This is a genomic window from Rhodoferax sp. AJA081-3, assembly GCF_017798165.1.
Lineage (GTDB): Bacteria > Pseudomonadota > Gammaproteobacteria > Burkholderiales > Burkholderiaceae_C > Allorhodoferax.
Genome location: NZ_CP059068.1, coordinates 3832319 through 3846357 on the forward strand (window position 1 = coordinate 3832319; position 14039 = coordinate 3846357).

At 61.7% G+C, this 14039-nt stretch carries 9 protein-coding genes; 3 read left to right on the forward strand and 6 right to left on the reverse strand.

The features are described from left to right. Position 1: 1 nt before the first annotated feature. From HZ993_RS18040 to HZ993_RS18055, 4 genes are all read right to left on the reverse strand, one after another. Positions 2–823, reverse strand: coding sequence for a response regulator (locus HZ993_RS18040; RefSeq protein WP_209394109.1), 822 nt, complete (start codon positions 821–823; stop codon positions 2–4). 6 nt (positions 824–829) lie between these two features. Then, complete coding sequence (locus HZ993_RS18045; protein ID WP_209394110.1) at positions 830–2146, reverse strand: PAS domain-containing sensor histidine kinase; 1317 nt, start codon at positions 2144–2146, stop codon at positions 830–832. Beyond that, positions 2130–5108 carry a chemotaxis protein CheB gene (locus tag HZ993_RS18050; RefSeq protein WP_245213681.1) on the reverse strand — a complete coding sequence of 993 codons (2979 nt, stop codon included), beginning with the start codon at positions 5106–5108 and terminating at the stop codon, positions 2130–2132. Before HZ993_RS18050 ends, HZ993_RS18045 begins: the two co-directional genes overlap by 17 nt. 65 nt (positions 5109–5173) lie before the next feature. After that, complete coding sequence (locus tag HZ993_RS18055; protein ID WP_209394111.1) at positions 5174–8317, reverse strand: PAS domain S-box protein; 3144 nt, start codon at positions 8315–8317, stop codon at positions 5174–5176. 367 nt (positions 8318–8684) lie between these two features. Between HZ993_RS18055 and HZ993_RS18060 the strand changes: the two genes are divergently transcribed. Beyond that, positions 8685–8909, forward strand: a complete 225-nt coding sequence (locus tag HZ993_RS18060) for a glycine zipper 2TM domain-containing protein (RefSeq protein ID WP_209394112.1) — start codon at positions 8685–8687, stop codon at positions 8907–8909. Positions 8910–8990: 81 nt separating this feature from the next. Here the strand turns inward: HZ993_RS18060 and HZ993_RS18065 are convergent, their stop codons facing one another. Beyond that, the gene (locus tag HZ993_RS18065; protein WP_209394113.1) at positions 8991–10748 is read right to left on the reverse strand and encodes a bifunctional diguanylate cyclase/phosphodiesterase; all 1758 of its coding nucleotides are present in this window, start codon (positions 10746–10748) and stop codon (positions 8991–8993) included. 222 nt (positions 10749–10970) lie between these two features. Here HZ993_RS18065 and HZ993_RS18070 point away from each other — a divergent pair, with 222 nt between their 5' ends. Next, positions 10971–12089 (forward strand): beta/gamma crystallin-related protein, encoded by a 1119-nt coding sequence (locus HZ993_RS18070; protein ID WP_209394114.1) that lies wholly within the window; start codon positions 10971–10973, stop codon positions 12087–12089. 74 nt (positions 12090–12163) lie between these two features. Here the strand turns inward: HZ993_RS18070 and HZ993_RS18075 are convergent, their stop codons facing one another. Further along, on the reverse strand, positions 12164–12448 hold the full coding sequence (locus HZ993_RS18075; protein WP_209394115.1) for a hypothetical protein: 285 nt from the start codon (positions 12446–12448) through the stop codon (positions 12164–12166). Between the two features lie 161 nt (positions 12449–12609). Between HZ993_RS18075 and cls the strand changes: the two genes are divergently transcribed. Continuing rightward, entirely contained in the window at positions 12610–14010 is a 1401-nt protein-coding gene (gene cls, locus HZ993_RS18080; protein ID WP_209394116.1) for a cardiolipin synthase, read from the forward strand. Positions 14011–14039 lie beyond the last annotated feature (29 nt).

Genomic DNA, 14039 nt, shown 5'->3' on the forward strand with positions numbered 1-14039 from the left:
CTTAGACACCCGCCACAATTTCAACACCAATACCCCGGTAACCCAGGAAACGGCTGCTGCGGCTGAACATGGGCTCACCACTCACGCGGTACTGCTGCTCCTTGCCGCCCGGCAGGTGGCGGTGGAAGATCAGGTCCAGAAACGGCTCACGCGCCGCGATGGTGGCGCGCAGGGCCTCGCGGTCGGCGGCGTCCCAACCGTCGCCCTCTACCACCTTGGAAACACCTTGCACGGTTTCCACCTGCAGGCCTAGCATCTCCAGCACGGGGCCCGATACCTTGGTGAAGTTGCCGTTTTCATCCTGCTCCCAATACCAGTCCGACGCCAGCTCGGTCAGGCTGCGGTAACGCGCCTCACTCTCGCGCAGCTCGGCGGTGCGCTCCAGCACCGTCTGTTCCAGCACCTTGTTGAAGTCGGCCAGCTTTTTGTACAACAGGCGCACCTCTAGCATGTTGTGGATACGTGTTTTCACCTCGACCAGGTCAAAGGGTTTGCTGACAAAGTCTTTGGCACCCGCTTGCAGGGCACGCAGCTTGTGGCCCGGTTGGGCCGTGAGCACAATCACCGGCAGGTACGCGTCTACCGTGTTGGTCTTGAGGCTTTCCATCACCTGAAAACCATCCATCACCGGCATCTGCAGGTCCAGCAGTATCAGGTCGTAGGCGTTTTGGCTGTGCAGGGCCGCCACTTCCTCGGGGGCCATGGTGGACGTGACACCGGTGTACCCCGCGGAGTGCAGCAGCTGCTCCAGCAGCTGCACGTTGGACTCCTGGTCGTCCACTATCAGGATTTTGGCTTGGAGAATTTCAGTCGTATCGATCATGGGGTGTTACCTTAGTTTCATTTCAATCCAGAAGACGCTGCCCACACCCAGTTTGCTGTGGGCGCCTATCGAGCCGCCCATCAGTTCCATCAGGCGTTTGCTCAGCGCCAGGCCTACGCCCGTGCCTTCTTCCGCTCCGCCCGTCTCGCGCACCAGGCGGTTGTAGGGCTGGAACAGCAGGGCCAATTTGTTGGGGGTCATGCCAAAGCCGGTGTCCCGCACCTCCAGGCGCAACCGCTGCTGTGGCACCACACTGCAGCTCACCTGTACCGAACCACCGGGCCGGTTGTATTTGATGGCATTGGACAACAGGTGGGTCATCACCTGGTGCAAGCGGGCGCGGTCTACCACCACATCCGCGCCCGCGGGGGCCGGTTCAAACTGCACCGTAATGCCCGCGCGGCGTGCGCCGGCCGCCAGGTTGGAGCTGCACTCCTGCAAAAATTCCGACAGCTGCACGGGCTCGGGTTCCAGCTTCAGCTGGCCCGCTTCAATGCTTGTCAGGTCCAGAATTTCACCAATCAGGTCCAGCAGGTACCAGCCGGCCCGCAGGATTTGTTGGATGCTATTGGCCTGTGCCGGGTTGGGGGCGGGCAGGGCGGTTGCCATGAGCTGGGCGAAACCCAGAATCGCATTCAGGGGTGAGCGCAACTCATGCGACATATGGGACAAAAAATCCGATTTGGCCAGGCTGGCCTTGTCCGCCACCGCGCGGGCCGCTTCCAGCTCCTGGCTTTTGGTGCGCAAAGACTCGTCCATCTGCTTGCGTTGTGATATGTCGTTGAGCACCATGCGCTGCACCGGTGTGCCAGCGCCGTCTTGTGCCATGCTGATGCACAGGTGGGCCCAGAAAGCGGCACCGTCGCGCCGGCGCATCTGCAGCTCACACTCCTGGGGGGTCCCGGTGGCCAGCAGGGCCTTGCGGCAGCGGTAATACACGTCCTGGTCCGGTTGGGTGATCAACTGGCTGATGGGTTTGTTGACCAGGTCGCTGCGTGCCAGGTTCAGCAGGGTCGCGGCGGTGAAGTTGGCCTCGGTGATCAGCCCGCTCTCGGCCACCGTGCAATACCCCACCGGGGCCATGTCAAACAGGTCAAAGTACCGGGCCCGCGCAGCGTCCAGGTCCACCTGGGTTTGGCGCAGCTCTTCGTTCTGCATCTCCAGTTCGATCTGGTGCACCCGCAGCTCGTGCAGCATGTTGCGTGCGGCGTCCATCGACACGTCTTGTGTGTCGCCGGTCTTGCTAGTGGTGGCCTGGGCGTAGGCCCTGTCCTCGGCCCGCCGGCGCAGGGACTGCGTGGGGTGGTTAGCGGGATGGTGCATGGTCTTTGCGGCGCTCGGTGGTGGCAATCGCATACATCAGGCCCTCAGCGTTGACCAGGGCCGTAGAGGTGAGTGACACCTCCACCACCTGGCCATCCTTGGTGAGCCTTTGTGTGGCGTAGGGCTCCAACGTTTCTGCCTGGCTGAGCTGGTGCACCCGGTCCCGCTCATGCTTGTAGTTGTCTTTGGGGATACGTTCGCGCACATTTATCTTCAGCGCTTCGTCCTCACTCCAGCCGTACAGGCGGGTGGCACCCGGGTTCCAGGCCAGGGTGCGGCCCTCCAGGTCTTGCACGGTGATGGCGTCCGACGCATCCCGCACCACCACGGCCAGGCGCCGCAGCTCATTGGCCTGGCGCAGGGCCTCACGGGCACGCACGATCTCGGTGATCTCGACAAAGGTGATCACCACCCCCTCAATCACATTGTCCAGCGTGCGGTAGGGCAGTATGCGCATGGTAAAAAACTTGCCTCCCGTGGTCTGCACATCCACTTCCTTGGGGATCAGCGTCTGGAGCACAGCCTGGGTGTCGGCCACCAGGCGGTCGTAACCCACCAGGTTGGAGACAATATGGCCCACCGGTCGGCCCACATCACTCAGTATCAGGTTGATGATCAGCGTAGCAGCCGGCGTAAAACGCAGGATGCGCAGGCTGTGGTCTACAAAAATGGTGCCAATGCCGGTGCCCGCCAGCAGGTTGTTCATGTCGTTGTTGGCGCGGGACAAATCCACCACCTTGGTCTGCAGCTCGGTGTTGACGGTGGTCAACTCCTCGTTGATGGACTGCATCTCTTCTTTGGAGGTCTCCAGCTCTTCGTTGCTGGACTGCAGCTCTTCATTGACCGACTGCATTTCTTCGTTGGACGACTTGAGTTCTTCGTTGGCCGTTTCCAGCTCTTCGTTGGCGGCGTGCAGGTACTCTTCTTTGGCCTGCAGTTCGTCGTTCAGCTCGGCAATCTGGGTGGTGGCGTCGCGGCCATCGTCGGCGTGGGCGAGCTTGGGTTTTGCCGCGGCCTGCGCCACCGGCAGGGCCGCGCCGGTGGCTTGCTCCAGCATGACCAGGTACAGCGGCGACTCCAGCGCAGCGGCCGGCCCCTGCTCCACCGGGCAAATACTCAGATTCACCAGGGTGTGGTGGCCATTGGTTTTGACCCGTATGCCCAGCACGCTGACCGCGTCCTTGGTGCGCACCACCTTGTGCAGCGTGGTGGTCAGGTCGCGGCGCAGGCCCTCGCGCGCCATCTTCAGGATGTTGCTGATGCCGGCTTCACCCGGCGTGGGCTCCAGGTACATGCCACTGCGGCCATGCAGAAACAGCACATCGCCCTGGGCATTGACTAGCGCACCCACCGCCGCCATCTGCCGCAGCAGGGTTTGTTCGGTCAGCTCGCGCAGCGACACCTTGGCGGCCTGTGCCAGCCCGCCTGCGGTGGCCGCTGTGGCGGCATTGGCCCGACCAGAGGAGGGCAAAAACCGGCCCAGCGCTGCACGGTGGGCGCCCTGAAAATCTTCCTTGCGCTGGTACAGCTTGGCCTTGCGCTCCAGTGTGGCAAACAGGTCGCCAAATTCGCCCACCGTCTCCGAGGTGCCCAGAAACAACATGCCGCCCGGGCTCAGTGCGTAGTGGAACGGCGCGATCAGCTTCTTCTGCAGGTCTGCACCCAGGTAGATCATCAGGTTGCGGCAGCTGATCAGGTCGAGTTTGGAAAACGGCGGGTCCTTGATCAGGTCCTGCTCCGAGAACACCAGCATGTCGCGTATGCCCTTGAGCACCCGGTAGGCACCGCCACCGGGCTCCGGCGTGAAAAAACGCGCCAGCCGCTCGGGTGTGATGTCGTCGGCAATACTGGCCGGGTAAAGCCCGGCCCGAGCCACCGCAATGGCGCGGCTGTCGATGTCGGTGGCAAACACCTGGATGCGGAAGTTTTGCTTGAGTGCCTCCAGCCGCTCCTGCAGCAGGATGGCAATCGAATAGGCTTCTTCGCCGGTGGAGCAGCCCGTGGTCCATGCGCGGATGACACTGCCCGATGCCTTTCCCTCAAACAGCTTGGGGATGACCAGCGCTTCTAGTGCCGCAAAGGCCTCGGGGTCGCGGAAAAAATTGGTCACCCCGATCAGCAGGTCGCGGAACAGGGCCTCCACCTCGGGTGGTGTTTGCTGCAGGTACAACACATAACTGTCCAGTGTTTCGACCTGGTGCACGGACATGCGCCGCTCGATGCGGCGGTAAATGGTGGTGGGTTTGTACTGCGAGAAGTCGTGCCCGGTCTGGGCCCGCAGCAGGATGAAGATTTTTTTCAGCGCCTGCTCGGACTGGGGCAGCTCGGTAGCGGCGGCGCGGGGGGGCTTGCCAAACGCATGGCGGGTGTAGGCGATCAGCTGGGCGGGCATTTCTGCCGGGGGCAGCTCGTAGTCCACCTGGCCCGTGGCCAGGGCATTGCGCGGCATGGTCTCAAATTCGCAGGAGGCGATGTTTTGCACCATCACCATGCCACCGCCATGTTTGATGGCCCGGGTGCCCAGCGTGCCGTCGCTGCCGTTGCCCGACAACACGATGCCTATGGCCCGCTCCTGCTGGTCTTGCGCCAAGGACTGGAACAGGTAGTCAATGGGCAAGCGGTGGCCACGCGCGGCCGTGGGCTCCAGCAGGTGCAATGCACCGTTCAGGAACGCCATGTCGCGGTTGGGCGGGATGATGTAGACACAGTTGATCTGCACCACCATGCCGTCCTCTACCTCCCACACCTGCATGCGGGTGGTGCGTTGTATGAGTTCGGTCAGCAGGCTGTTGTGGTCCGGTGCCAGGTGCTGCACCAGTACAAAGGCCATGCCGGGTTCACTGTCGGTGGGCATGCCCGAGAAGAAGGCCGCAAACGCGGCCAGCCCACCCGCAGACGCACCAATGCCCACAATCGGAAACGCGGCAGACGGTGCCAGAGTGGGGGGTGCCGATGGGGTCAAACGCTCTACTCCTAAAAATATAGCAACTAATGTAATGCAGACGGGGGCTAGAGGCTAATTTGGCTCTAAACGTTGGTCTGGAGATCGGTTTGCGCCAGTTCCAGCCCCTGGTCCAGTGCCAGCATGAACTCGGCAATCTTGATGGGTTTGGTCAGGTAACGGAAGAAGCCCGCCTCCAGCCCCTTCTCCACATCCCGTGGCATGGCATTGGCGCTGAGCGCCAGCACCGGTATGTGGGTGGTCAAGGGGTCGTCGCGCAGCAGGCCCAGGGCCTGCAGGCCGCTGATGCCGGGCAGGTTGATGTCCATCAGAATCACATCGGGCTGGTGGGTACGCGCCATGGCAATGCCACGCACGCCGTCTTCTGCGCGCAGCAGGCGTATGTCGGTGCGCCGGGCAATCAGCTGGGCCACCAGTTCCATATTGGCATCGTTGTCTTCCACATACAGCAGGGTGCGCACCGTGGTGCCGGGCTGCACGGGTGCGGGCAGCAGCGCCAGTTCTTCCGCCGCATCCAGGATCAGCGACTGGGGGACGGCCAGGTTGAGCTCGATCCAGAAATCGCTGCCCACACCTACGGTGCTGTGGGCACCAATGCTGCCGCCCATCAGCTCCACCAGGCGTTTGCTGACCACCAGGCCAATGCCGGTGCCCTCTTCGTCGCTGTCCTCCTGGCCCAGGCGGTTGAAGGGCTGGAACAGCTGGTCCAGGCTGCGGGCCGACAGGCCTTCACCCGTGTCGCGCACGCTGATGTGCATACGGGTCTTGCCCGCCGGGCGGAAGGTGATGTCCACCGCGCCGTCCTGGCGGTTGTATTTGATGGCGTTGGCCAGCAGGTTCACAAACACCTGCTTCACCCGGGTGCGGTCGGCCTGCACAAAACAGGGCGCCTTGAAGTTGGGGAAGCGCATCTGTATGCCGCGTTGGCGGGCCTGGGGCTCCATCATGGTCTGGCAGTCGCGCAGCACCTCTTGCAGCGACACGGGTTCCATGGACAGGGACAACTTGCCGGACTCGATCAACGCCAGGTCCAAAATCTCGTTGATCAGCTCCAGCAGGTACCAGCCCGCTTTCAATATCTGCTCGATGCTGGCCCGCTGGGTTTCGGTGGGTGGCGGCACGCCCGAGTCCATCAGCTGGGCAAAACCCAGGATGGCGTTCAGCGGCGAGCGCAACTCGTGGCTCATGCTGGACAAAAAGTCGGATTTGGCGCGGTTGGCCTTGTCGGCAATGGAGCGGGCGGTCTCCAGCTCCCCGTTCTTGACCTGCAATCGCTGGTCCAGCAGCGAACGTTCGGTCTCGGCCAGTTTGCGGGCGGTGTTGTCGGTACCAATCAACAGGTAACCAATGATGGTGTGGTCTTCACCGCGCAGGGCGGTGACCGACACCAACGCCGGCAGGCGGGAGCCGTCCTTGCGGATGTAGCTCAGTTCGTAAATGTCTTCCATGCCGCGCGAGGCCTTGTAGGCCAGGGCCTCAAACCCGGGGGCAATGTCGCAGTCATGCTCGGCGGCCAGGGCCATGGCTCGGGCTATCAGCTCATCGGGGTCGGACAGGTTGGCCGGCGTGATCTGGTTCACCACCTCGGCCGCGGTGTAACCCAGCATACGTTCGGTGCCGACATTAAAAATCTGGATCACGCCCTGGGCATCGGTGGCAATGCAGGAGAAATTGGCGCTGCTGAAGATGGCGCTTTGCAGGGCTCCGGCTTTGCGCAGTTCTTCTTCGGCCTGTTTGCGGGCGCTGATGTCACGCAGGATGCCGGTGAAGTAGAGCTGCCCGCCCAGTGTCATCTGGCTGACGGCAATCTCCAGCGGGAAAAAGCTGCCGTCTTGTCGGAAGCCCATCACCTCGCGGCCCAGGCCTTTGGCGCGCTCCGCGTCGCTGACGCCGTAGTGCTCCAGCGACACCTTGTGTTGCTCCTGGTCCAGCTCGGGTATCAAAAACCCGAACGACTTGCCCTTGAGCGCGTCGGCGCTGTAGCCAAACATCTGCTCGATGGCCGGGTTGGCCGACTCGATGATGCCGCCGCTGGCCTGTAGCGTCACGATGCCATCGCCCACGGTGTTCAGAATGGTCTGCACCCGCGCGGCGCTGTCGCGCAGGGTTTGTTGGGCGGTGTACTCGGCTGTCACGTTGCGGAACACCAGCACGGCGCCTACCACCTGGCCCTGCAGGTCACGCACGGGGGCGCAGCTGTCGGCAATGTCGAACTCGCGGCCATCGCGGCCTATCAGCACGGTGTGGTTGGCCAGGCCCTGCACGGTGCCCATCTTCAAGACCCGTGCGACGGGAATGGTGGCAATGTGGCGGTCCGCCTTGTTGACGATGTGGAACACCTCGCTCACCGGGCGGCCTGCTGCCTGGGCCTGGGTCCAGCCGGTCATCTCCTGGGCGACGGGGTTGAGCAGGGTGATGCGGGCCTGGGCGTCGGTGGCAATCACCGCGTCAGCAATCGAGTTGAGCGTCACGGTGAGTTTCTGGGTGCTGTCCTGCAGGGCGTCGTTGGTGGTCTGCAAGAGTGCGTTGGTGGCCAACTGCTCGGCCAGCAAATGTTGGGTTTCTGCATGCACGCTGTTTTTGAGCCGCATCTGCGCGGCGCGGTAGCTGGCGTAGGCGAAGTACACCGCCCACAGCAACGCCAGCACGGCAATGCCAATGATGATGGCAAACAGCCGGCGCATGCTGGTGTCGAACTGGGTGTTGTGCCGTGCCTGGATGTCGGTCTCGATCTGGACGATGCTGCGCATCTCTGCCCGAATGGCGTCCATCAGCCGCTTGCCTTCGTCGTTGTTGACCACTGCCAGCGCGCCAGCCGCGTCTTTGTTGCGCCGTGCGGCAATGGCGTCGTCCATTTCGTCCAGCTTGGCGGTCAATAGCGGTGCAATGGTGTCCACATGCTGGCGGGCCGGGGCGCTGGTGGTCAGCTCCCGCAACACAGCCAAGTGGGAGCGGATGTTGTCGTGCACACCGCGGTAGGGCTCCAGAAAGGTCTCGCCACCGGTCAGGGCATAACCCCGCTGGCTGGTTTCGGCCACCGTCAGGGCCGACAACAGGTCGTCGGCGGCGGTGATGACGATGCGCGAATCCCGGCGGTGGTTGGAGGCCTGTTCGATCTGGCCGTAGGACCAGAAGGTAAACACCACCCCCAGGCCCATGAGCAGACTCACGGCGGTGAGCCAGGCAATGTTTTTGTGGGTGGATTTCAAGGGACGTACTTTCGTGTTCGGCTCAGTCGTGGCGCTCGGACCCTTATACGCGCATCCTTTGGTGAACAAGCATTTACTTTTTTCCAGCACGCAGACTGGGGGGTGGTAGAGCTAGCGTAGCCCCTTGCCACCTTGTATTCGGTGCGCTGGCACACCCAGCGCAGCACTTATATGAAAAATAGGGCTCTAGCCCCCGTGAATACTGACTAATACGCTATCAAAACAATAGCATATTGCGCGGCGTGTGTTGTGGGTGTGTTTGCGCACAGACCCCCAGGCCGGCCCACACAACAATGGAATTTCACCCGTGAACGTGCATGTTGTACGCCGCGGTTTGTCGTGGTTTCTTTTGTCTGGAGTATTCATCATGAACGTTCACAACAGGTTTTCTGCAGTTTTGCCCGCCGTGCTGCTGGTATCGGTTCTTGGTCTGAGCGCCTGCGCCGGCATGACCCACCAGGAAAAGGGCACCGCCACCGGTGCGGTAGTGGGTGGCGCAGCCGGTGCCGTGCTGGGCGGCGGTGTATTGGGCACGGCTGCAGGCGCAGCCGTGGGTGGTGTGATTGGCCACGAGGTGACCAAGCCCAAGTAAGCAGGTGCTGCCCCTTGCGGGGCATGCTGCAACAGCGGGGCGCTTGGCGCCCCGTTTGGCGTTTGCGGCGGCGTGTCTTTTCTATTGGGTCCGGCGGGCGTAGCGCTCAAAGGCGGTTACCGGCAGCGGCATACAAAAGAAGAAGCCCTGGTAGGTGTGGCAACCGGCGGCACTCAGAAACTCGCGCTGGGCCTCCAGCTCCACCCCCTCGGCAATCACGTTCATGCCCAGGCTTTGCACCAGGGCAATGATGGTCTTGGCAATGGAGGCGTCGTGGTGGTCACTGAGGATGTCGCGCACAAAACTGCGGTCGATCTTGAGCTCGTCCAGCGGCAGGCGTTTGAGGTACGACAGCGACGAATACCCCGTGCCAAAGTCATCCAGCGAAAAACACACACCCTTGGCCTTCAGGATGAACATCTTCTCGATGACCGATGGCACATCGTCTATCAGCAGGGTCTCGGTCAACTCCAGCTTCAGGCGCTGGGCATTGGCTCCCGAGTCGGCCAATGCCTCCAGCACCTGTTCCACAAAGTCGGGCCGGCGAAACTGGTGGGCGCTGACATTCACCGCCAGGCACAGGTGTTGGGTCTTGGGTGACTCGGCCCAGCGGGCCAACTGCGCACACGCGGCCTGCAGCACCCACTGGCCCAAGGGCAGGATGAGGCCGGTTTCTTCTGCCAGGGGAATGAATTTACCCGGCGGCATGAGCCCATGCACGGGATGTTGCCAGTGCACCAGTACCTCGGCACCGGTGGCGCGGCCATCGCCCACCACCTGGGGCTGGAAGTGCAGGATCAACTGGTCGTCCGAGATGGCGCGGCGCAAGTCGGCCTCCAGCGAGGCCCGCTGCAGGATGGCGGTTTGCATGGCCGGGTCAAAAAACTGCAGGCCGTTGCGGCCGATCTCCTTGGTTTTGTACATGGCCATGTCGGCCTGTTTGAGCAGGTTTTCGCTGGACTCTTTGGCACCAAAAAACAAGGTCGCGCCCACACTGGCCGTGCTACGGTGCTCCACATCACCCAGGCGGTAAGGGCGGTTGAGCGAAGCCAGGATTTTTTCGCCCACATCTTGCGCCTGGTTGGCGGCATCGCTGCGCTGGGTGTGCAGGTTTTCCAGCACGACCACAAACTCGTCACCGCCCAGGCGGGCCACGGTGTCACCCTCGCGCACACAGTCGGTCAGCCGTTGCGCCACCTGCTGCAACAACAGGTCGCCCATGTCATGGCCCAGTGTGTCGTTCAGTGTCTTGAAGTGGTCCAGGTCCAGAAACATGACACAGCCGTAGGTGGTGTTGCGGGTGCTCACAATCATGGCCTGCTGCAGGCGGTCCAGCAGCAGGGTGCGGTTGGGCAGGCGGGTCAGAGGGTCAAAAAAGGCCAGTTCGTTGATCTTCTCGTCAGACCGTTTGCGCGCGCTGATGTCGCGGATATTGCATTGGATGACGGTGACACCGGCGCAGTCGTAGGTGTTGCTGACAAATTCAACCGGCACGATGGCGCCGTTTTTCTTGCGCAGCGGCAGGTCGTCATACCGCACATAACCTTGGGACTGCAGTTCGGAGAATTTTTCCTGGCTCTCCAGTACATCCACAAAGGCCCCCACTTCCCACAGCTTCTTGCCCAGTAGTTCCGTGTGGGAGTAGCCCAGCAGGTCGATCAGGAAGGGATTGGCGTCTTCAATTTCTGCCGTACTGGCGTTCAGCAGCAGGATGCCGTCCCGGGCCGTTTCGAACAATCGTCGGTAACGCATCTCCGATACCCGTAGCGCAGCCGTAGCGCTGCCTTTGCGTGCACCCGGCTGACGGGCGGCCTTTTTGGCGGGGCATGGGTCTGGCATAGGAGTGGTGCGCGACGCGGTGGGAGGGCAAAGAAGACCCGAACCAACTGGCACGGGAGAAGTGGTTGACGATAAAGGCGCCCTCCCAATGGTGTCCGTGCGATGGCGAACCCTGTGTGTGGCCTGTTGTTGGCGTGTTACTGCGCTGTGTGTGTGGCAACGAACGGACGGATACACGGGTACTGCGTAGTCTCGGGCTTTTGATAACAACAGGAGCTACCCATGAAACCCGTTCTTAGACTGACGATCACCGCTGTTGCGGTGCTGATGGCCGGCCAGGCGCTTGCCGAGGTCACCTTTTTCGAGCGAGAGAACTTCCAGGGCCGCTCCTTCACGGCCCAGCAGCAGGTTCCCAATTTGCAGCGTTCTGGATTTAACGACCGCGCCTCCTCCATGATTGTGGGTGGTGACCGCAATGCGCGCTGGGAAGTGTGTGAAGACGCCCGCTTTGGCGGCCACTGCATGATCCTTCGCCCAGGGCATTACCCCTCGCTGTCGGCCATGGGCCTGAATGACCAGGTCTCGTCGGTCAAGCCGGTGCGCCGCAATGGGCGTGATGTGGATGAGCGGATGGCGCCTGCGCCGCTGCCCTCACAGGTGACGTTTTATGAAAACGAAGGCTTTCAGGGCCGCAGCTTCTCTTCAGACAAGCAGGTTGAAAATTTTGCCAGCACCGGTTTTAACGACCGGGCCTCGTCGGCCGTGGTGCTGGGCCAGCGCTGGGAGGTGTGTAACAACAGCCGCTTCGGCGGAGACTGCATGGTGCTCAACCCTGGCCGTTACCCCTCGTTGGCTGCCATGGGCATCAATGACCGCATTTCTTCCGTGCGCGCACTGGAAGGGAATGTCCGTGTAGATGAGCGTCGGCTTGCACCCGCGCCGCTGGCCGTGTATGACAACCGCCGCCGCCAGAACGAACGCATCTTCGAGGCAGACGTGACTTCGGTCCGTGCCGTGGTTGGCCCGCCGGAGCAGCGCTGCTGGATGGAGCGTGAAGAGGTCGCGGCAACCCGTGGCGAAGCCAATGTGGGCGGTGCTGTTATCGGTGCGCTGATCGGTGGCGTATTGGGTCACCAGGTGGGCGGTGGTGTGGGCAAAGACATTGCAACCGCGGGTGGTGCCGTGGCCGGAGGCGTCATCGGCTCCAATGTGGGCCGCAACAACAGTGGCACACCGGCCACCACACGCGACGTGCAGAAGTGCGCCACACGCCCCAGCACTGCCGCACCGGCATTCTGGGATGTGTCGTACAACTTCCGCGGTGTGGAGCACCGTGTCCAGATGACCACACAGCCGGGTGCCACGATTCCGGTCAATGCCCAGGGTGAACCCCGCAGCTAAAGCGGTAGTGTTGCGCTGACGAAAAAAAGCCCGGGCAACCGGGCTTTTTGCTGTCTGGCGGTAAGCCGGAAAACTCAGACCTGGGACTTGAAGTAGTGGAAGGAGTGCACAAAGGCGTCACGCACTTTGTCCATCTCGGCCACCATGGCATCCCAGCTCTCTTCGCTGGCGGTTTTCATTTCACCGAACTTGGCCACGGCGAGGTTGGACTGCTCTTGCAGCTTGGCCATTTCGGCCTTGTACATGTCGCGTGCGTCTTCCTTGGCTTCTGTGGCTTTGGCCTGCAGGGCGTTCATGTTGGTGTTGAGGTCGTCCAGCTGGGACTTCATTTTTTCGATGTAGGCGGACTTTTGGGTCATGGTGTTGGTTCCTGGTTGGTAAGGGGTCGTACAAGCATGTTTATGCTGCCAGCTCAGCATTGGCTGGCGAGTGGGTGTGCGTCCGTTCGCTTGCGCACGGACTTTGGCCGGGCCGCTGGTTAATCTGTGCTCCAGTTCCTCAGCACGTTCATGAAACCGCTATGACCCACTATCTGCGCCTGCCCACCGCCCTTCGGCTTCTGCGTCTGGCCTGTATGGCGGGATTGGGTCTGTGTTTTACCGCCTGTGCCTCGTTACCCGACGTGGCCTATCTGCAAGAGATCACGCCGTCGGCATCGGGCCCCACAGTCACCAGCGGCAAAGGAACCTTGAGCAAAAAAGCTGGCGGGGCGCTACTGCCCAAGCGCTGGAAAAATTCGCATGTGGATGTCAATGCGCTGGCCTCTTTGGAGGAACTTGCGACCGGCAAACCGCTGATTGCAGGCAACAAGGTGACCCTGCTGTACGACGGCCCCCAGACCATGGCATCCATGATGGCCGCCATTGCAGCGGCCAAAGACCATATCAACCTGGAGACCTACATCTTTGACCAGGACGAGATCGGCCTGCAATTTGCGCAGCTGCTGATCGCGCGCCAAAAGTCGGGTGTGCAGGTGCACATCATTTATGACGCGGTGGGAACCTTTGGCACCCCCCAGGCCTTTTTTGACAACATGCGCGAAGCGGGCATACGCCTGGTTGCCTTTAACCCCGTCAACCCGTTGAAAGGTTGGGGCAGCTGGTCGCCCAATAACCGGGACCACAAAAAACTGCTGGTGGTGGACGGCAAAGTGGCGTTTACCGGGGGTGTGAACATCAGCGGGGCCTATGCGAACAGTTCGTTGTTCCGGTCCCGGAACCGCAGCAGCGCCAAGGTCGGGTGGCGCGACACCCATATCCGCGTAGAAGGCCCGGCGGTGGCGGCCATGCAGTGGGAATTTTTGACCAGTTGGGTGAGCCAGGCATCGCCCGAACTGAGCGACAGCAATTTTTTCCCTCCGCTGGGCAATGCAGGGGACAAGCTGGTGCGGGTGCTGGCCAGCGGGCCCGATACAGACCAGGACATTTACGCGGCACACATCCTGGCGATTGACTCTGCCGTCAAGTCCATCCACATCACCAGTGCCTACTTTGTGCCGGATGTGCAGATCTTGCGGGCCTTGACCCGGGCTGCGCGCCGCGGTGTGGATGTAAAAATCATCTTGCCCGGCGTCACGGACGTGGGCCTGGTGTTTTATGCCGGTCAGTCGTTCTACGACGAAATGCTGAGCAGCGGGATTCGGGTGTTTGAGCTGCAGATTGCCGTTCTGCACGCCAAGACAGCCGTCATCGACCGGCTGTGGTCTACGGTGGGGTCGACGAATATCGACACGCGCAGTTTTCTGCACAACTACGAACTCAATGTGGTGGTGCTGGACAACGCGTTTGCCGAGTCCCTGGAGTCGGCCTTTGAAGAAGATCTGCGTTATTCCACCGAGGTCAAGGCCGATGAGTGGGGCAAGCGCCCCTTCTCCAACCGACTGAAGGAATGGGCCGCGCGCCGCATGGAGTATTGGCTGTAGAGCCGGAAGACCTGCGCTCTGGCCCAAGG